Annotated in this window: 31 protein-coding genes; 2 read left to right on the forward strand and 29 right to left on the reverse strand. The window is 71.5% G+C overall.

The annotated features are described in order from the left end of the window. Positions 1-35: 35 nt before the first annotated feature. Entirely contained in the window at positions 36-626 is a 591-nt protein-coding gene (gene mobA, locus BM414_RS04255; protein WP_093578177.1) for a molybdenum cofactor guanylyltransferase, read from the forward strand. Between the two features lie 29 nt (positions 627-655). Next, a complete protein-coding gene (locus tag BM414_RS04260; protein ID WP_093578178.1) occupies positions 656-1,318 on the forward strand; it encodes an NAD(P)H-binding protein in 663 nt (220 codons plus the stop codon). Here BM414_RS04260 and truA read toward each other — a convergent pair. The 29 genes from truA to rplB all read right to left on the reverse strand — a co-directional run bounded on the left by truA (position 1,315) and on the right by rplB (position 17,851). Next, a complete protein-coding gene (gene truA / locus BM414_RS04265; RefSeq protein ID WP_093578179.1) occupies positions 1,315-2,163 on the reverse strand; it encodes a tRNA pseudouridine(38-40) synthase TruA in 849 nt (282 codons plus the stop codon). The genes BM414_RS04260 and truA overlap by 4 nt on opposite strands. A 4-nt stretch (positions 2,164-2,167) precedes the next feature. Further along, positions 2,168-2,545, reverse strand: coding sequence for an amino acid kinase family protein (locus tag BM414_RS04270; RefSeq protein WP_093578180.1), 378 nt, complete (start codon positions 2,543-2,545; stop codon positions 2,168-2,170). Further along, positions 2,542-3,183, reverse strand: coding sequence for a 50S ribosomal protein L17 (gene rplQ / locus BM414_RS31720; protein WP_093578181.1), 642 nt, complete (start codon positions 3,181-3,183; stop codon positions 2,542-2,544). Before rplQ ends, BM414_RS04270 begins: the two co-directional genes overlap by 4 nt. Before the next feature lie 151 nt (positions 3,184-3,334). Beyond that, on the reverse strand, positions 3,335-4,411 hold the full coding sequence (locus BM414_RS04280) for a DNA-directed RNA polymerase subunit alpha (RefSeq protein ID WP_093578182.1): 1,077 nt from the start codon (positions 4,409-4,411) through the stop codon (positions 3,335-3,337). 129 nt (positions 4,412-4,540) lie between these two features. Then, on the reverse strand, positions 4,541-5,167 hold the full coding sequence (gene rpsD, locus BM414_RS04285; protein WP_093578183.1) for a 30S ribosomal protein S4: 627 nt from the start codon (positions 5,165-5,167) through the stop codon (positions 4,541-4,543). A 35-nt stretch (positions 5,168-5,202) separates the two neighbouring features. After that, positions 5,203-5,610, reverse strand: a complete 408-nt coding sequence (rpsK, locus tag BM414_RS04290) for a 30S ribosomal protein S11 (RefSeq protein ID WP_012950456.1) — start codon at positions 5,608-5,610, stop codon at positions 5,203-5,205. A gap of 95 nt (positions 5,611-5,705) precedes the next feature. Continuing rightward, positions 5,706-6,086, reverse strand: a complete 381-nt coding sequence (gene rpsM / locus BM414_RS04295; RefSeq protein WP_093578184.1) for a 30S ribosomal protein S13 — start codon at positions 6,084-6,086, stop codon at positions 5,706-5,708. A gap of 15 nt (positions 6,087-6,101) precedes the next feature. Next, positions 6,102-6,215 (reverse strand): 50S ribosomal protein L36, encoded by a 114-nt coding sequence (rpmJ, locus tag BM414_RS04300; protein WP_012950458.1) that lies wholly within the window; start codon positions 6,213-6,215, stop codon positions 6,102-6,104. A gap of 73 nt (positions 6,216-6,288) precedes the next feature. Continuing rightward, on the reverse strand, positions 6,289-6,510 hold the full coding sequence (gene infA, locus BM414_RS04305) for a translation initiation factor IF-1 (RefSeq protein ID WP_012950459.1): 222 nt from the start codon (positions 6,508-6,510) through the stop codon (positions 6,289-6,291). A gap of 304 nt (positions 6,511-6,814) precedes the next feature. Beyond that, positions 6,815-7,618, reverse strand: coding sequence for a type I methionyl aminopeptidase (map, locus tag BM414_RS04310; RefSeq protein WP_093578374.1), 804 nt, complete (start codon positions 7,616-7,618; stop codon positions 6,815-6,817). 70 nt (positions 7,619-7,688) lie between these two features. After that, entirely contained in the window at positions 7,689-8,288 is a 600-nt protein-coding gene (locus tag BM414_RS04315; RefSeq protein ID WP_425432347.1) for an adenylate kinase, read from the reverse strand. Positions 8,289-8,296: 8 nt separating this feature from the next. After that, on the reverse strand, positions 8,297-9,607 hold the full coding sequence (secY, locus tag BM414_RS04320; RefSeq protein WP_093578186.1) for a preprotein translocase subunit SecY: 1,311 nt from the start codon (positions 9,605-9,607) through the stop codon (positions 8,297-8,299). 177 nt (positions 9,608-9,784) lie between these two features. Next, positions 9,785-10,228 (reverse strand): 50S ribosomal protein L15, encoded by a 444-nt coding sequence (gene rplO / locus BM414_RS04325; RefSeq protein ID WP_093578187.1) that lies wholly within the window; start codon positions 10,226-10,228, stop codon positions 9,785-9,787. A 13-nt stretch (positions 10,229-10,241) separates the two neighbouring features. Continuing rightward, positions 10,242-10,421, reverse strand: a complete 180-nt coding sequence (gene rpmD / locus BM414_RS04330) for a 50S ribosomal protein L30 (RefSeq protein ID WP_093578188.1) — start codon at positions 10,419-10,421, stop codon at positions 10,242-10,244. A gap of 1 nt (position 10,422) precedes the next feature. Further along, complete coding sequence (gene rpsE, locus BM414_RS04335; RefSeq protein ID WP_026857030.1) at positions 10,423-11,037, reverse strand: 30S ribosomal protein S5; 615 nt, start codon at positions 11,035-11,037, stop codon at positions 10,423-10,425. A gap of 40 nt (positions 11,038-11,077) precedes the next feature. Next, entirely contained in the window at positions 11,078-11,458 is a 381-nt protein-coding gene (rplR, locus tag BM414_RS04340; protein WP_217644539.1) for a 50S ribosomal protein L18, read from the reverse strand. 41 nt (positions 11,459-11,499) lie between these two features. After that, positions 11,500-12,039 (reverse strand): 50S ribosomal protein L6, encoded by a 540-nt coding sequence (gene rplF, locus BM414_RS04345; protein ID WP_093578189.1) that lies wholly within the window; start codon positions 12,037-12,039, stop codon positions 11,500-11,502. Between the two features lie 14 nt (positions 12,040-12,053). Beyond that, positions 12,054-12,458, reverse strand: a complete 405-nt coding sequence (gene rpsH / locus BM414_RS04350; protein WP_425432348.1) for a 30S ribosomal protein S8 — start codon at positions 12,456-12,458, stop codon at positions 12,054-12,056. A gap of 123 nt (positions 12,459-12,581) precedes the next feature. After that, positions 12,582-12,767 (reverse strand): type Z 30S ribosomal protein S14, encoded by a 186-nt coding sequence (locus BM414_RS04355; RefSeq protein ID WP_093578191.1) that lies wholly within the window; start codon positions 12,765-12,767, stop codon positions 12,582-12,584. 36 nt (positions 12,768-12,803) lie between these two features. Continuing rightward, entirely contained in the window at positions 12,804-13,388 is a 585-nt protein-coding gene (rplE, locus tag BM414_RS04360) for a 50S ribosomal protein L5 (RefSeq protein ID WP_175551410.1), read from the reverse strand. A 2-nt stretch (positions 13,389-13,390) separates the two neighbouring features. Further along, entirely contained in the window at positions 13,391-13,732 is a 342-nt protein-coding gene (gene rplX, locus BM414_RS04365) for a 50S ribosomal protein L24 (RefSeq protein WP_425432349.1), read from the reverse strand. Between the two features lie 2 nt (positions 13,733-13,734). Continuing rightward, on the reverse strand, positions 13,735-14,103 hold the full coding sequence (gene rplN, locus BM414_RS04370) for a 50S ribosomal protein L14 (RefSeq protein ID WP_073421359.1): 369 nt from the start codon (positions 14,101-14,103) through the stop codon (positions 13,735-13,737). 220 nt (positions 14,104-14,323) lie between these two features. Then, positions 14,324-14,623, reverse strand: a complete 300-nt coding sequence (gene rpsQ / locus BM414_RS04375) for a 30S ribosomal protein S17 (RefSeq protein WP_093578193.1) — start codon at positions 14,621-14,623, stop codon at positions 14,324-14,326. Beyond that, entirely contained in the window at positions 14,620-14,853 is a 234-nt protein-coding gene (rpmC, locus tag BM414_RS04380) for a 50S ribosomal protein L29 (protein ID WP_093578194.1), read from the reverse strand. The genes rpsQ and rpmC overlap by 4 nt, the downstream gene beginning before the upstream one ends. Next, positions 14,853-15,269 carry a 50S ribosomal protein L16 gene (gene rplP, locus BM414_RS04385; RefSeq protein ID WP_093578195.1) on the reverse strand — a complete coding sequence of 139 codons (417 nt, stop codon included), beginning with the start codon at positions 15,267-15,269 and terminating at the stop codon, positions 14,853-14,855. Before rplP ends, rpmC begins: the two co-directional genes overlap by 1 nt. Positions 15,270-15,272: 3 nt before the next feature. Then, positions 15,273-16,196: a 30S ribosomal protein S3 gene (gene rpsC, locus BM414_RS04390; RefSeq protein WP_093578196.1), complete on the reverse strand. Its 924-nt coding sequence runs from the start codon at positions 16,194-16,196 to the stop codon at positions 15,273-15,275. Beyond that, complete coding sequence (gene rplV / locus BM414_RS04395; RefSeq protein WP_093578197.1) at positions 16,196-16,687, reverse strand: 50S ribosomal protein L22; 492 nt, start codon at positions 16,685-16,687, stop codon at positions 16,196-16,198. Before rplV ends, rpsC begins: the two co-directional genes overlap by 1 nt. 25 nt (positions 16,688-16,712) lie before the next feature. Continuing rightward, the gene (gene rpsS, locus BM414_RS04400) at positions 16,713-16,994 is read right to left on the reverse strand and encodes a 30S ribosomal protein S19 (RefSeq protein WP_073421347.1); all 282 of its coding nucleotides are present in this window, start codon (positions 16,992-16,994) and stop codon (positions 16,713-16,715) included. Positions 16,995-17,017: 23 nt separating this feature from the next. Next, complete coding sequence (gene rplB, locus BM414_RS04405) at positions 17,018-17,851, reverse strand: 50S ribosomal protein L2 (RefSeq protein ID WP_093578198.1); 834 nt, start codon at positions 17,849-17,851, stop codon at positions 17,018-17,020. Positions 17,852-17,853: the final 2 nt, after the last annotated feature.

Consider the following 17,853-nt stretch of genomic DNA (forward strand, 5'->3'; position numbering starts at 1 on the left):
CGACGGTACCCACGCCCGGCCCCTACGGTTCGTCCGTGACCGCGCCGCACCCGCTCGCGCCCTACGCGGCGGTGGTGCTCGCCGGTGGCCGGGCGGCCCGGCTGGGCGGGCGGGCCAAGCCGCAGCTCGAGGTCGGCGGCCGCACGATGCTCGAGACGGTGCTCGCCGCGGTCGCCGACGCAGCACAGCGGGTCGTCGTCGGACCGCCGCAGCCGGTGCCCGCGGGTGTCCGCGTCGTCCGCGAGCAGCCACCCGGCGGCGGGCCGGTCGCCGCCATGCGCGCGGGCCTGGCCGTCGTCGACGCCGACGTCGTCGCGGTGCTCGCCGGCGACCTGCCGTTCGTGACGCCCGCGCTGGTCGCCGAGCTGCGGGCGCGCCTCACGGCCGACGGCGTCCTGGTCGTCGACGACACCGGCCGCGACCAGTACCTGCTGGGGGTCTGGCGGACCGCGGCGCTGCGGACGGCGCTGACCGGTGCCGACGGTCCTGTCCCGGTGCGCCGGGTGCTGGCCCGGCTGTCGGTCACCCGGTTCTCCCCCGCCCGCGAGCCGGGCACGCCGCCCCCCTGGACCGACTGCGACACCCCCGCCGACCTGGCCCGCGCCCGCGCCGCCGCCGGCGGGTGACCGGTCCGGGCGAGGGGTAGGGGCTGCGCATGCGCGTCGTCATCGCCGGAGCCCACGGCCAGGTCGCCCGCCGCCTCGGCCGGCTGCTCACCGGACGCGGGGACACCGTGGTCGGCATCGTCCGCAACCCCGACCACACCGCCGACCTCGAGGCCGACGGCGTCACGCCCGCGGTGCTGGACCTGGAGTCCGCCTCCGTCGACGACGTCGCCGAGGTGGTGCGCGGCGCCGACGCGGTGGTCTTCGCGGCCGGCGCCGGTCCGGGCAGCGGCGAGGCGCGCAAGCACACCGTCGACCACGGCGCCGCCGTCCTGTTGGCCGACGCCGCCGAGCGCGCCGGGGTCCGCCCCTACCTGCTGGTGTCCTCGATGGGCGTCGAGCAGGCCCGGAACGGCACCCCGCGGGGCATGGACCCGGTCTTCGCCGTGTACCTGCAGGCCAAGCTCCGCGCCGAGGACACCATCTTGCCGCGCACGGCCCTCGACGTCGTGATCCTGCGGCCGGGCGGCCTGACCGACGAGCCTGGTACCGGACGCGTGCGGCTCGAACACGGCGTCGAGTACGGCGAGGTCCCCCGTGACGACGTCGCCGCGGTGCTGCTCGCCCTGCTCGACGCGGGGAAGACGGACGAGGTCGTGGAGCTGGTCTCCGGCGACACCCCGATCGCCGACGCCGTCGCCGCGCTCCCCTAGGTGCGCAGTGCGCGCGTCACCAGCGCGCGAGCGGCCAGGTCGGCGTCCGGCGGGTAGTCGACCCGCAGGAGGGTCAGCCCGCCCGGCGGCGCGACGACGACCTCGTCGGCCCGCTGCCGGCGCTCGAGCAGGCCGGCCGGCCACTCCGGCGCCCGGCGGCCCTCCCCCACGGCGATCAGCGCGCCGACCAGGCTGCGCACCATCGAGTGGCAGAACGCGTCGGCGGACGTGGTGACGGTCACCAGGTCGCCGTCCCGGGTCACCGCGAGCTCCAGCAGCGTGCGGATGGTCGTGGCCCCCTCACGGCGGCGGCAGAAGGCGGCGAAGTCGTGCCGGCCGGTCAGCAGGCGCGCGGCGGCCTCCATGGCGGCGGCATCGAGCCGACGGGGCCAGCCGGCGGTGTCCGCGCGGCGCAGCGGTGGCGGACCGGCGTCGCTGTCGGTGAGCCGGTAGGCGTAGTGCCGCGCCAGCGCTCCGAAGCGGGCGTCGAAGCCGGGCGGGGCCTCCTCCACGGCGGGCACGGCCACGTCGGCCGGCAGGAGCCCGCGCAGCCGGCGCACCAGCCGCTCGCGCTGGTCCTCCCAGGCCGCCCGCGGGACGTCGGCGTGCGCGACCTGGCCGGTGGCGTGCACCCCGGCGTCGGTCCGGCCGGCGACGGTGAGCCCGACCGGGATCCGCAGCACGGTGGCCAGTGCGGCCTCGAGCTCGGCCTGCACCGTGCGGCGCCCGGGCTGCCGGGCCCAGCCGGAGAAGTCCGTCCCGTCGTAGGCGACGGCCAGCCGGAGACGGACGAGCCCGCCCCCGGGGTCGGGGGCGGGCTCGTCGGGGTGGTGCTGGGTGTTCAGGAGATCACTGGGGGTCGGGTGCCGACTCGCCGCCGGGGGCGTGGGTGCCCGCGCTCGCGGCGTCGCCGATCTCGGCGGCCTCGATCTCCGCGGCCGCCGCGGCGGCCACGTCCGGCGACAGCGCCGGGTCGTCGACCACGGCCAGGTTCTCCGCGCGCGGCTGCGGGGTCACGTTCCCGTCGTCCTGGCGGTCCCCGTCGGGGTTGTAGAGATCGGTGACGATCTGCTGCGCCTCGGGGTCGACGTCGCCGCCGGTGACGGCCGGCGAGGTGTCGCCGCCGGGCCCGGTGGTCTCGCCCGCGAAGGTCGCGCCCTGGTCACCGCCGCCGGCGGAGACCCCGGCAGCGCCGGCGTCGCCGCCCGCGCCCGGCTGCTCGCTCACCTGGGCCCGTCCGTGTCCCCGGCGTCGCCCGGGGTCTCGGCGTCGGCGGCCACGACCTCGGTGGTGTCGTCGGCAGCGACCGGGTCGACGGCGACCGTGTCATCGGCGACCGCGTCGTCCGTGGTCTCGACCTCGGCGTCGTCGGCGACGGTCTCGTCGACGTCGGCCGTCTCGATGGCGTCGGCGGTGACCTCACCGGAGGCGGAGGCGCCACCGGCGCCGGCGGCGAAGCGGGTGCCGCGGGCACGCTCGGCCTCGCCGACGGCCTGCTGGCCGACGGTCAGGGCCTCGACCAGCTCGATGACGGCCATGGGGGCGTTGTCGCCCTTGCGCGGACCGACCTTGGTGATGCGGGTGTAGCCGCCGGGCCGGTTCTCGTAGCGCGGGCCGATCTCGGCGAACAGGTGGTGGACGACGTCCTTGTCCCGGATGACCGTCATGACCTGCCGGCGGGCGTGCAGGTCACCGCGCTTGGCGAAGGTGACCAGCTTCTCGGCGTACGGGCGCAGCCGCTTCGCCTTCGCCTCGGTGGTGGTGATCCGCCCGTGCTCGAACAGCGACGTGGCCAGATTGGCCAGCATCAGCCGCTGGTGGGCGGCGGAGCCGCCGAGACGGGGGCCCTTGGTGGGGGTGGGCATGTCGGTCCTTCCTCAGGCGGCCGGACGGAGCGTTCGCCGGCTGCTACCAGGTGGTGCTGTCGTCGCTGTTCTCAGTGTGGCGGGCGCTGCCGGTGCCGTGGACACCGGCCCGGCCGGGCGGCAGGTCCCCCGCCGCCCGGCCGGTGCAGCGTCAGAGCTGCTCGGTCTCCTGGTAGGAGCCGTCGTCGTACTGGACCTGGCCGTACTCGGTGCCGTACTCGGCGGTGCCGTGGTAGGCGTCGGTCTCGTAGCCCTCGTCGTAGCTCTCGACCGAGGTCGGGATGAACCCGGGCGGGCTGTCCTTGAGCGCCAGGCCCATGGCCGCCAGCTTCATCTTGACCTCGTCGATCGACTTGGCCCCGAAGTTGCGGATGTCGAGCAGGTCGGCCTCCGAGCGGGTGACCAGCTCCCCGACGGTGTGCACACCCTCGCGCTTGAGGCAGTTGTAGGACCGGACGGTGAGGTCCATGTCCTCGATCGGCATCGAGAAGTTCGCGATGTCGGCGGCCTCGGCCGGGCTGGGACCGACCTCGATGCCCTCGGCATCGACGTTGAGCTCGCGCAGCAGGCCGAACAGCTCGACGAGGGTCGAGCCGGCGCTGGCGATGGCGTCGCGGGGGGCGATCGAGGGCTTGGTCTCGACGTCGACCACGAGGCGGTCGAAGTCGGTGCGCTGCTCGACGCGGGTGGCCTCGACGGCGTAGGTGACCTTGAGGACCGGCGAGTAGATCGAGTCGACCGGGATCCGGCCGATCTCCTGGCCGGGCTGCTTGTTCTGCGGCGCCGGGACGTAGCCGCGGCCCCGCTCGACGACCAGCTCGATCTCGAGGCGGCCCTTGCCGTTCAGGGTGGCGATGTGCAGCTCGGGGTTGTGCACCTCGACACCGGCCGGGGGCGCGATGTCGGCGGCGGTGACCTCACCGGGACCCTGCTTGCGCAGGTACATGGTCACCGGCTCGTCGGAGTCGGAGCTGACGACCAGGCCCTTGAGGTTCAGGATGACCTCGGTGACGTCCTCCTTGACCCCGGGCACGGTGGTGAACTCGTGCAAGGTGCCCTCGATCCGGATGCTGGTCACGGCAGCACCGGGGATCGACGACAGGAGGGTGCGGCGCAGCGAGTTGCCGAGGGTGTAGCCGAAGCCGGGCTCCAGCGGCTCGATGACGAACCGCGAGCGCTGCTCGGTGATCGTCTCCTCGGTCAGCGTCGGACGCTGTGCGATGAGCATGGGGGTGTCTCCTCTGGGTCCTCCGGCGCCCGCCATATGACGCCGTGAGGGGGGTGGTGCGGGCCCCGGCGGACATCGGTCCGCCCGCCGGGGCCGGGTGGTGCAGTGGTGCTGTGGTGCTGCGAGCCCTTACTTGGAGTAGAGCTCGACGATCAGCTGCTCCTGGACCGGGGTGTCGATCACCTGGCGGGCCGGGACGCTGTGCACGACGGCGCGCAGCTGGCCACCGATGACCTCCAGCCACGGCGGCACGGGGCGCTCGCCGGCACGGGCCTGGGCGATCTCGAAGGGCACCATCCGCCGCGACTTCTCGGCGACCTCGAGGATGTCGTTCGCGCTCACCCGGTAGGACGGGATGTCGACCTTGCGGCCGTTGACCCGGATGTGGCCGTGCTTGACCAGCTGGCGGGCCATGTCGCGGCTCTCGGCCCAGCCGGCCCGGTACACGACGTTGTCCAGCCGCGACTCGAGGATCTGCAGCAGGACCTCACCGGTCTTGCCGGTCTTGCGGTTGGCCTCCTCGTAGTAGCCGCGGAACTGCTTCTCGAGGACGCCGTAGATGCGGCGGGCCTTCTGCTTCTCGCGCAGCTGCAGGAGGTACTCGCTGTCCTTGCTGCGGCCCCGGCCGTGCTCGCCCGGCGGGTAGGGCCGGATCTCGATCGGGCACTTCGGGGACTCGCACTTGCTGCCCTTGAGGAACAGCTTCATCTTCTCGCGCCGACACATGCGGCAGTCGGCTCCGGTGTAACGGGCCACGTCAGGTACTCCTCGTTCTTCTCGTCAGTGGCCGGTCAGACCCGGCGACGCTTCTTCGGGCGGCAGCCGTTGTGCGGCTGCGGGGTGACGTCCTGGATCTGCCCGACCTCGAGGCCGGTGGCCTGCAGCGAGCGGATCGCGGTCTCACGACCCGAACCCGGGCCCTTGACGAAGACGTCGACCTTGCGCATGCCGTGCTCCTGGGCCTTGCGCGCGGCGTTCTCCGCAGCCATCTGGGCGGCGAACGGCGTCGACTTGCGCGAGCCCTTGAAGCCGACGTGGCCGGCCGAGGCCCAGCTGATCACGTTCCCGGTCGGGTCGGTGATCGACACGATCGTGTTGTTGAACGTGCTCTTGATGTGAGCGGCGCCGTGGGCGACGTTCTTCTTCTCCTTGCGGCGGACCTTCTTGGCACCAGCCGCGGCGCGAGCCCTGGGAGGCATGTCTCTCCGGATTCCTTCTGACGTATGGCCTGGAAACACACGCGCAGCCCGTCGCTCCCGCCCTCACGGGTCGCCACGACGGGCCGCTGCGCGGCTTACTTCTTGCCGGCCTTCTTCTTGCCGGCGATGGTCTTGCGCGGGCCCTTGCTGGAGCGCGCGTTGGTGCGGGTGCGCTGACCGTGGACGGGCAGCCCACGACGGTGACGCAGGCCCTGGTAGCAGCCGATCTCCACCTTGCGGCGGATGTCGGCGGCCACCTCGCGGCGCAGGTCACCCTCGACGCGGAAGTGCTCGTCGATGTAGTCGCGCAGCCGCAGCAGGTCCTCGTCGGAGAGGTCCCGGACGCGCAGGTCCGGGCTGACGCCGGTCGCCGTCAGGGTCTCCTTGGCGTGGGTCTTGCCGATCCCGTAGATGTAGGTGAGCGCGACCTCCATCCGCTTGTCGCGGGGCAGGTCGACGCCGGCCAGTCGTGCCATGTCTCAGGTACTCCCTCAGCCCTGCCGCTGCTTGTGGCGGGCGTTGTCGCAGATGACCATGACCCGGCCGTGCCGGCGGATCACCTTGCACTTGTCGCAGATCTTCTTCACCGACGGCTGGACCTTCACCGGTGCCGCCCCTCATTCCTGTCGATCGATGGCCGCCCACGCGGCACCCGGAGGTGCCCCGTGCCGGCGGCGGTCACTTGTAGCGGTAGACGATGCGACCGCGGGTCAGGTCGTAGGGCGAGAGCTCCACGACGACGCGGTCTTCCGGCAGGATGCGGATGTAGTGCTGCCGCATCTTGCCGCTGATGTGGGCGAGCACCCGGTGCCCGTTCTGCAGCTCGACCCGGAACATCGCGTTGGGCAGCGGCTCGACGACGCGACCCTCGACCTCGATGGCCCCGTCCTTCTTCGCCATGCCCTACACGGCCTCCCTGAATCGGTGGTGCTGGTGGTGTGGTGCTGGAGTCGCGTGCGTCCATGCCGGGGCTCGACCCCAGGTCGCACACGGTGGTTGCAGAACAGGTGGTGCAGACACTCCCGCGAGGGCGTCCTGCATCGCGCGGCCACAGCACGACGACAGGACGGCGCGAGCGCCATCGGCCACTGTACCCCGCAGGAACGGGGCACTCCAACCCGGTCTCGCTCACACAGCGAGCAGCAGGCCGTGGTCGGAGGCCACCGCCGGCACCTCGCGGGCGGCGGGGTCCTCGCGTCCTCGCTCAGGTGCGGGGGGTGATCCCGAAGGGTGCCAGCCCCGCGACGCCGCCGTCCTCGGCCGTGAGGACCCAGGGACCCTCCGGTGTGATGGCGACGGTGTGCTCGAAGTGCGCGGCGCGCGAGCCGTCCTTGGTGACGACCGTCCAGCCGTCCTCGAGCTCGGCGGTGGCGGCGTCGCCCACGGTCACCATCGGCTCGATGGCCAGCGCGAGGCCCGGCACGAGCTTGGGGCCCCGGCCGGGGCGGCCGTAGTTGAGGACGTGGGGGTCCTGGTGCATCTCGGTGCCGATGCCGTGGCCGCCGTAGTGGTCGACGATGCCGTAGGCGTGCTCCTCGGCGGTGACGACCCCCTCGACGGCGGCACTGATGTCGGTCAGCCGGCCACCGGCGACGGCGCGGGCCAACCCGGCCCACATGCTGCGCTCGGTGACGTCGATGAGAGCGGCGTCCTCGGCCGACGGCGGACCGACGGTGACGGTGACGGCGGAGTCACCGTGCCATCCCTGGAGGATGGCGCCGCAGTCGATGGAGATGTTGTCGCCCTCGGCGAGGGACCGCTCCGGGTCCGGGATGCCGTGGACGATCTCGTCGTTGATCGACGCGCAGATGCTGCCGGTGAAGCCGTGGTAGCCCAGGAACGACGGGATGGCCCCGGCCGACCGTATGACGTCCTCGGCGATCGCGTCGAGCTCCCCGGTGGTCACACCGGGCCGCACGGCCGCCCGGACAGCGGCGATCGCCCGCGCGACGACGAGCCCGGCACCGCGCATGAGCTCGATCTCGTGCGGTGTCTTGATCTGGATCATGCGTCCACTCCACTTCGCCAGCAGCGGGAGGCGGGTCAGGATCCCGGCCGACATCGGCGGCGCCGTCCCCTCAGCTGTCGCTCGGCTGCCCGGGCTGCGGGGAGCGGCCCAGGGCGGTCATCACCCGGGCGGTGACCTCGTCGACGGAGCCGATCGCGTCGATGCGCGACAGCAGCCCCTCGCCGTCGTAGAACCCCGACAGCGGCGCGGTCTGTTCCCGGTAGACCTCGAGCCGGCGCCGGACGGTCTCGGGCTTGTCGTCGTCGCGCTGCACCCACTCGCCGTCGACCAGCATCCGGCGGCCGGAGAGCCGGCGCACCAGCTCCTCCTCGTCGACGACCAGCTCGACGACGCGGTCCAGACGCTGACCGAGCTCCTCGAGGGAGCCGCGCAGCTGCTCGGCCTGCGGGATGGTCCGGGGGAAGCCGTCGAGCAGGAAGCCGCCCTCCGCGTCCGGCTCGGCCAACCGGTCCTTGACCATGGCGACGGTGATCTCGTCGGGCACCAGGTCACCGGCGTCCATGTAGACCTTGGCCTTCAGCCCCAGCTCGGTCTGGCCGCTGACGTTGGCGCGGAAGATGTCGCCGGTCGAGATCGCCGGGACACCGAGCTGGCCGGCGATGACCTGGGCCTGGGTGCCCTTGCCCGCACCGGGCGGACCCAGCAGCACGATGCGCACTACTTCAGGAACCCTTCGTAGTTGCGCTGGTTGAGCTGCGTCTCGATCTGCTTCACGGTCTCCAAGCCCACTCCCACCATGATCAGCACTGCCGTCCCGCCGAACGGGAAGTTCTGGTTCGCACCCTGCTGCGTGACCGACAGGAAGAAGTTGGGCAGCACCGCGACGATCCCCAGGTAGATCGACCCGGGCAGGGTGATCCGGGACAGCACGTACTGCAGGTACTCCGCCGTCGGCCGACCCGGGCGGATGCCGGGGATGAAGCCGCCGTAGCGCTTCATGTCGTCGGCCCGTTCCTCCGGGTTGAAGGTGATCGACACGTAGAAGTACGTGAAGAACACGATCAGGCCGAAGTACAGCGCCACGTGGACGGGACTGCTCTGGTCGATGACGTAGTTCTCGAAGAACTGCCGGACCGGGCCGGTCTCGTCGCCCTGCAGCTGGGTGATCAGCTGCGGCAGGTACAGCAGCGACGAGGCGAAGATGACCGGGATGACGCCGGCCTGGTTGACCTTCAACGGCAGGTAGGTCGAGGTGCCGCCGTACATGCGGCGGCCGACCATGCGCTTGGCGTACTGGACCGGGATGCGGCGTTGTGCCTGTTCGACGTAGATGACCGCGCCGATGATCAGCAGGGCGAAGGCGCAGACGACGGCGAAGACGACACCGCCGCGGGTCTGCAGGATCGAGCCGCCCTCGGCCGGGATGCGCGCGGCGATCGAGGTGAAGATCAGCACGGACATGCCGTTGCCGATCCCCTTCTCGGTGAGCAGCTCGCCGAGCCACATGATCACCGCGGTACCGGCGGTCAGGGTGACGACCAGCACGACCGTCGTCCAGATGCTGTCCGACGGGATGATGTCCTGCTGGCAGCCCGGGAACAGCTGACCGCTGCGGGCCAGGGCGATGATGCCGGTGCTCTGCAGGACCGACAGGGCGATCGTCAGGTAGCGGGTGTACTGGGTCAGCTTCTGCTGGCCCGACTGCCCTTCCTTCTTCAGCTGCTCGAAGCGCGGGATCACCACGACCAGCAGCTGCACGATGATGCTGGCGGTGATGTAGGGCATGATCCCCAGCGCGAAGATCGACAGCCGCAGCAGTGCACCGCCGGAGAACAGGTTCACCAGCGAGTAGACGTCGCGCTGGCTGCCCGCCTGGGCCTGCTCGAGACAGCTGTTGATCGCCTGGACGGAGACGCCCGGCCCGGGCACGGAGGCGCCCAGCCGGTAGATGGCGATCATCGCCAGGGAGAACAGCAACTTTCGCCGGAGGTCTGGCGTCCGGAACGCCGCGGCGAACGCCTGCAGCACGTGCCCTCCCCTGCTCGGTCGGATGAGGTTAGCAACGGCGGAGGAGCCCCCTGCCCCCGCCACTCGCGAGCGCGCGGCGGGGGCCTGCGGGGGCCGCATCCGGCCCGCCTGCCGGAGCGGCAGACCGGGCAGCAGACGACCCCCGGGAGCTGTCGTGCTCCCGGGGGTCGTCGGCGGTCAGATGCGGGTGGTGCTGCCCCCGGCCGCGGAGATCTTCTCGGCAGCGGAGGCGGAGAAGGCGTGCGCGTGCACGGTGACCTGGACACCGCCCAGGTCGCCGGTCCCGAGGACCTTCACCGGGTGACCCCGGCGCACCGCGCCGGCGGTGGCGAGGCTGTCGGGGTCGACGTGCCCGCCCTGTGGGAACAGCGCCGCGATCCGGTCGAGGTTGACGACCTGGAACACGACCCGGTTCGGGTTCTTGAAGCCCGACATCTTGGGCAGCCGCATGTGCAGCGGCGTCTGACCGCCCTCGAAGCGCGCGGAGGTGTTCCCGCGCGCCCCGGTGCCCTTGGTGCCGCGACCGGCGGTCTTGCCCTTGGAGCCCTCACCACGGCCGACTCGCGTCTTGGGGGTGTGGGCGCCCGGGGCCGGACGCAGGTGGTGGATCTTGATGGTCATGAGGGGTCCCTGCTCAGATCTCTTCGACGGCGACGAGGTGCGTCACCGTGGCGACCATCCCGCGGATCTCGGGACGGTCCTCCTGCACGACCGTGTCGTGGATCCGCTTGAGGCCCAGCGAGCGCAGCGTCTGCCGCTGGTTGGGCTTCGAGCCGATCGCCGACCGGACCTGGGTGACCTTCAGCTGCGCCATGTCAGACCCCCTGACCCGCACGCGCCCGGAGCATGGCGGCCGGGGCGACGTCCTCGAGGGGCAGCCCGCGACGGGCGGCGATCTCCTCGGGGCGGACGAGGTCCTTCAGCGCCTGCATCGTGGCGTGCACGATGTTGATCGGGTTCGACGAGCCGAGGCTCTTGGAGAGCACGTCGTGGATGCCGGCGCACTCGAGCACGGCACGCACCGGGCCACCGGCGATGACACCGGTACCGGGGCTGGCCGGCTTGAGCAGCACGACGCCGGCCGCCGCCTCACCCTGCACCGGGTGCGGGATGGTGCTGGCGATGCGCGGCACCTTGTAGAAGTGCTTCTTGGCCTCCTCGACGCCCTTGGCGATCGCCGCGGGCACCTCCTTGGCCTTGCCGTAGCCGACGCCCACGGTGCCGTCACCGTCGCCGACGATCACCAGGGCGGTGAAGCTGAAGCGCCGACCACCCTTGACGACCTTCGACACGCGGTTGATGGCGACCACGCGCTCGATGTAGTTGCTCTTCTCGGCAGGCGCGCCGCCGGGCCCCCGCCCGCCGTCACGACGGTCGCGGCGGTCGTTACCGCCGCCGGCGCCGCCGCCGCGTCGCTGTGGTCCTGGCATCAGACGTCCCTCTCGATCTGCTGGTGTGCGGTGCTGTTCATCAGAAGTCCAGCCCGCCCTCACGTGCGCCGTCGGCCAGCGCGGCGATGCGGCCCTGGTAGCGGTTGCCACCCCGGTCGAAGACGACCTTGGTGATGCCGGCGGCCTGGGCACGCTCGGCGACCAGGGCCCCGACCCGGCGGGCCAGGACGGACTTGTCGCCCTCGGCCTGACGCAGGTCGGCGTCCAGCGTCGAGGCGCTCACCAGCGTACGGCCGACGGTGTCGTCGACGACCTGGACGTGGATGTGCCGCGAGCTGCGGTTGACCACCAGACGCGGACGCTCCGCCGTGCCGGCGACGCGCTTGCGGAGCCGGTTGTGGCGCCGCAGCCGCGAGACGCGGCGCGAGGTGCTGATGTCGGTGCCGACGGGCGTGTGCACCCGGGCCCCCTTGGCCCCGCTCTGTGAACTGGTCTGTGCCATCACTTACCCGTCTTCCCGACCTTGCGCTTGACGACCTCGCCCTGGTAGCGGACGCCCTTGCCCTTGTACGGGTCCGGCCGGCGCAGCTTGCGGATGTTGGCGGCCACCTGGCCGACCTGCTGCTTGTCGATGCCGGTGACCCGCAGGCGGGTCGGCGACTCGACGGTGAAGGTGATGCCCTCCGGCGCACGCACGGGCACCGGGTGGCTGTAGCCGAGGGCGAACTCCAGGTCCGACCCGCGGGCCTGGACGCGGTAGCCGACGCCGACGATCTCGAGGGTCTTGGTGTAGCCCTCGGTGACGCCGGTGATCATGTTGGCGATCAGGGTGCGGGACAGGCCGTGCAGGGCCCGGCTCTCGCGCTCGTCGTCGGGCCGCTGGACGCTCAGGGTGCCGTCCTCGCCGCGGTCGACGGTGATCGGCGTCGCGACGGTGTGGGCCAGGGAGCCCTTGGGCCCCTTCACGCTGACCGTCTGGCCGTCGACGGTGACGTCGACACCGCCGGGCACCGGAATCGGCAGTCGTCCGATCCGTGACATCTCGCTCGCTCCTCTTACCAGACGTAGGCGAGGACTTCCCCGCCCACGCCCTTCTTGTTCGCCTGCCGGTCGGTCAGCAGCCCGGTGGAGGTGGAGATGATCGCCACCCCGAGGCCGCCGAGCACCTTGGGCAGTGCAGTCGACTTCGCGTAGACCCGCAGGCCCGGCTTGGACACCCGGCGCACCCCGGCGATGCTGCGCTCGCGGTTGGGGCCGTACTTCAGGTCGATCACGAGCTCCTTGCGGGTGCTGCCGTCCTTCTCGACCTCGTCGACGCGCCAGCCGGCGATGTAGCCCTCCTGCTGGAGGATCTCGGCGATGTGCGTCTTGAGCTTCGACGACGGCATGGCCGCCGAGTCGTGGTAGGCCGTGTTCGCGTTGCGCAGCCGCGTGAGCATGTCCGCGATCGGGTCGGTCATCGTCATGGGTGTCGTGCCTCTCTCGCCGCGGTTCCGCACGCGTCCCTCGCATGGGCCTCTCGGCGACCGGGTGGTGCTGTGCTCCCGCCCCGCGCGGTCAGCGCGCGGGGCGGGTCCGTGCGACTACCAGCTGGACTTGGCCACGCCCGGCAGCTCGCCGGCGTGCGCCATCTCCCGCAGGCAGATCCGGCACAGGCCGAACTTGCGGAAGACGGAGTGCGGTCGCCCGCACCGCTGGCAGCGGGTGTAGCCGCGGACCGCGAACTTGGGCTTGCGGGCCGCCTTGTTGATCAGCGCCTTCTTGGCCATCTGGGTGTCTCCCTGCTCCTCTGTCCGGGGCCCGGCTCAGCGGATGGTGGTGACGACGGTCTGGCCGGCAAACGGGAAGCCCAGGAGGCGGAGCAGCTCGCGACCCTCCTCGTCGTTCGTGGCGGTGGTGACCAGGGTGATGTCCATGCCGCGCGGCCGGTCGATCTTGTCGACGTCGATCTCGCGGAACATCGACTGCTCGGTCAGACCGAACGTGTAGTTGCCGTGCCCGTCGAACTGCTTGGCGTTGAGGCCACGGAAGTCACGGATGCGGGGCAGGGCCAGCGCCAGGAGCCGGTCGAGGAACTCCCACATGCGGTCGCCGCGGAGGGTGACCTTGGCGCCGATGGGCATGCCCTCGCGCAGCTTGAACTGGGCGATGGACTTGCGCGCCCGGACGACGGCCGGCCGCTGCCCGGTGATGGCGGTGAGGTCGCGGACCGCGCCGTCCATCAGCTTGGCGTCGCGGGTGGCCTCGCCGACGCCCATGTTGACGACGATCTTCGTCAGCCGCGGGATCTGCATGACGTTCTCGTAGCCGAACTCCTCCTGCAGGGCAGGCAGGATCGACTCGCGGTAGTGCGCCAGGAGGCGCGGGAGCTCACGGGTGGGTGCAGTCATCGTCAGAGGTCCTTACCGGTCCGCCGCGACACCCGGATGTTGCGGCCTTCCTCGTCCTTGCGGTGGCCGACCCGGGTCGGCGTCCCCTCGGAGTCGATCACCATCACGTTGCTCACGTGGATGGGAGCCTCCTGGGTGACGATGCCGCCCTGCTGCGCACCGCGCTGGTTCGAGCTGATGCGGGTGTGCTTCTTCACCCGGCCGACGCCCTCGACGAGGACCTTCTGCAGCTTGGGGTAGGCGGCGATGACCCGGCCGCGGGCACCCTTGTCCTTGCCGGCGAGCACCACGACGGTGTCGCCCTTCTTGACCTTCATCGACGGCGTCTTCTTGTCGTTGGCCATGGTCAGAGCACCTCCGGCGCGAGCGAGATGATCCGCATGAAGCGCTTGTCGCGCAGCTCGCGGCCGACGGGGCCGAAGATGCGGGTACCGCGCGGGTCGCCGCTGTCGCGGATGATCACCGCGGCGTTCTCGTCGAAGCGGATGTAGGAGCCGTCCGGACGACGACGCTCCTTGGCGGTGCGGACGACGACGGCCTTGACCACGTCGCCCTTCTTGACGCCGGCACCGGGGATGGCGTCCTTGACGGTGCCGACGATCACGTCGCCGATGCCCGCATAGCGCCGCCCGGATCCGCCGAGCACCCGGATGCAGAGGATCTCCTTCGCACCGGTGTTGTCGGCGACCCGGAGCCGCGACTCCTGCTGGATCACGTCCTACTCCCAATCTCAGTGGTGACAGCCGGGCCAGAACGGTGAACCGGCTGTCCGGCACCCACGTGCGGACGCACCGGCAGCGCTTGCCGCCGGTGCGTCCGACACGGGTACCGGGATGTGGCGCTCACCCGGAGGGGCGCCAGTGGTCCAGGGTACCCGGTCCCGCGCCCCGCTCCGGAGGGAGTGGGTCACAGGGCCGCGTGGACCCGGACGGGTCCTACTTGGCCTTCTCGAGGACCTCGACCAGCCGCCACCGCTTGGTGGCCGACAGCGGCCGGGTCTCCATGATCTGCACGCGGTCACCGATGCCGGCGACCCCCTGCTCGTCGTGGGCCTTGAGCTTGCTCGTGCGGCGGAGGACCTTGCCGTAGAGGCCGTGCTTCACGCGGTCCTCGACCTCGACCACGATCGTCTTGTCCATCTTGTCGCTGACGACGAGGCCCTCACGGACCTTGCGGTACCCACGACCGGCCAGGCCGGGGCCGCTGGCGACAGCGGCGTTGTCGGTCTCGCTCATGCCACACCCTCGTTCGGGGCGACCGAGAGACCCAGCTCGCGCTCGCGCATGATCGTGTAGATCCGGGCGATGTCGCGACGCACGGTCTGCAGTCGCCGGTTGTTGTCCAGCTGGCCGGTGGCCACCTGGAACCGCAGGTTGAACAGCTCTTCCTTGTGCTCACGCAGCCGCGTGGCGAGCTCGTCGGCCGAGAGCTCGCGCAGCTCCGGGGCGGTCAGACCGGCGGCCATCACACCTCTCCTTCGCGCGTGATGAAGCGGCACTTCATGGGCAGCTTGTGGATGGCGCGGCGCATGGCCTCGCGGGCGACGGGCTCGGACACACCCGACAGCTCGAACATGACGCGGCCCGGCTTGACGTTCGCCACCCACCACTCCGGTGAGCCCTTGCCGGAACCCATGCGGGTCTCGGCCGGCTTCTTCGTGAGCGGACGGTCAGGGTAGATCGAGATCCACACCTTGCCGCCACGACGGATGTGGCGCGTCATGGCGATACGGGCGGACTCGATCTGCCGGTTGGTCACGTAGGCCGGCTCCAGGGCCTGGATGGCGTACTCACCGAAGTTGATCTCGGTGCCACCCTTCGCCCGGCCGGAGCGGCCCGGGTGGTGCTGCTTGCGGTGCTTGACGCGCCGTGGGATCAGCACGTGTCAGCCCTCCGTCGTCTCGTTCGCGGTCGACTCGGCCGCGGCGGTCCCCGCGGGGCCCGCGGCCTCGCCGAGGGTCTGCTCGGACCCGAGCTCGCCCGAGGTCACGGCCACGCTGCTCTCGTCCGCCGTGGTCTCGGCGGCCGTCTCCGGGCCGGTCGAGGACTCGGCCGCAGCGCGGCCGGCCTCGGTGCCACCGGCGGTGGTGCCGCTGGAGCCCGAACGGCGCGGACGCTGCGGACGCTCGCGGCGCTGCTGCCGGGCGGCGAGGGCCTCGAGGGCCTCGCGCTCGGCACGGGAGCCGCTGACGTCACCCTTGTAGATCCACACCTTCACGCCGATGCGGCCGAAGGTCGTGCGGGCCTCGTACAGGCCGTAGTCGATGTTCGCCCGGAGGGTGTGCAGCGGGACACGACCCTCGCGGTAGAATTCCGACCGGCTCATCTCGGTGCCGCCCAGGCGCCCGGAGCACTGCACCCGGATGCCCTTGACCTGCGGGCTGCGCTGGGCCGACTGCATGGCCTTGCGCATGGCGCGGCGGAAGCTCACCCGGCTCGACAGCTGCTCGGCCACGGCCTGCGCGACCAGCTGGGCGTCGGCCTCGGGGTTCTTCACCTCGAGGATGTTGAGCTGCACCTGCTTGCCGGTGAGCTTCTCCAGCTCGCCGCGGATGCGGTCGGCCTCGGCGCCGCGGCGGCCGATGACGATGCCCGGCCGGGCGGTGTGGATGTCGACCCGGACCCGGTCACGGGTGCGCTCGATCTCCACCTTCGAGATGCCGGCGCGCTCCATGCCCTTGGACATGAGCTTGCGGATGGCCACGTCTTCCTTGACGTAGTCCTTGTAGAGCTTGTCGGCGTACCACCGGGACTTGTAGTCGGTGGTGATGCCCAGGCGGAACCCGTGCGGGTTGACCTTCTGACCCACTAGCGGGTCCCTCCCCTCGTGTTGGAGCGCTGCTGCGTGCCCTGCTGCTGCCCTGTCTGCTGCACTGCCGGACCGGACTGGCCGGTGCGGCGGCGGGCGGTGCGCGACTTGCCGGCGAGCTCGGCGCTGGCGCCGAACTCGCTCACCTCGACGGTGATGTGGCTGGTCCGCTTGTTGATGCGGTAGGCGCGGCCCTGGGCGCGCGGCCGGATCCGCTTCATGGTCGGGCCCTCGTCGACGTAGGCCGCGCTCACGACGAGCGCCGCCGGGTCGAGCCGGAGGTTGTGCTCGGCGTTGGCGACGGCGCTGGCGACGACCTTGGCCACCGGCTCGCTGGCGGCCTGCGGCGCGAACCGCAGCAGCGCCAGGGCCTCGTCGGTGGGCAGGTAGCGGATGAGGTCCACCACCCGCCGTGCCTTCATGGGGGCGACGCGGACGCCACGGGCAACGGCCCGGGCGACCTGCGTCTCCTCACCCAGCTGGGAAGTCATCTCGTGTCTCTCTCTCAGACCAGGCTCAGCCGCGCCGCGACCGGCGGTCGTCCTTGACGTGACCCCGGAAGGTCCGGGTCGGGGCGAACTCGCCGAGCTTGTGCCCGACCATGGCCTCGGTCACGAAGACCGGGACGTGCTTGCGCCCGTCGTGCACGGCGATGGTGTGGCCGAGCATGTCGGGGATGATCGTCGAGCGGCGGGACCAGGTCCGGATGACCGTCTTGGTGCCCTTCTCGTTCTGGACGTCCACCTTCTTGAGCAGGTGGTCGTCGACGAACGGGCCCTTCTTCAGGCTGCGTGGCATGTCTGTCGGACTCCTCTACCCGCTCAGCGCTTCTTGTTGGTGCGCCGGCGGCGCACGATCAGGGCATCACTGGCCTTGCGCTTGCGCGTGCGGCCCTCCGGCTTGCCCTTCGGGTTCACCGGGTGGCGGCCACCGGAGGTCTTGCCCTCACCACCACCGTGCGGGTGGTCCACCGGGTTCATGGCGACACCGCGGACGGTCGGGCGCTTGCCCTTCCACCGCATGCGGCCGGCCTTGCCCCAGTTGATGTTCGACTGCTCGGCGTTGCCCACCTCGCCGATGGAGGCGCGGCAGCGGACGTCGACGTTGCGGATCTCGCCCGAGGGCATCCGCAGCTGGGCGAACCGGCCCTCACGGGCCACCAGCTGGACGCTGGTGCCGGCCGAGCGGGCGATCTTCGCGCCGCCACCGGGGCGCAACTCGATGGCGTGCACCACCGTGCCGACCGGGATGTTGCGCAGCGGCAGGTTGTTGCCCGGCTTGATGTCGGCCGCAGGGCCGCACTCCACCGTGTCGCCCTGCTTGAGCCGGGCCGGCGCGATGATGTAGCGCTTCTCGCCGTCGGCGAAGTGCAGCAGCGCGATGCGGGAGGTGCGGTTCGGGTCGTACTCGATGTGCGCGACCTTCGCCGGCACGCCGTCCTTGTCCGCCCGACGGAAGTCGATGACGCGGTAGGCGCGCTTGTGGCCGCCGCCCTGGTGGCGGGCGGTGACCTTCCCGTGCACGTTGCGCCCGCCGCGACCGTGCAGCGGTCGGACCAGCGACTTCTCGGGATGGTCGCGGGTGACCTCGGCGAAGTCGGCGACGCTAGAGCCACGGCGGCCCGGCGTCGTCGGCTTGTACTTGCGGATAGCCATTG

The organism is Geodermatophilus amargosae, from assembly GCF_900116515.1.
Classification (GTDB): domain Bacteria; phylum Actinomycetota; class Actinomycetes; order Mycobacteriales; family Geodermatophilaceae; genus Geodermatophilus; species Geodermatophilus amargosae.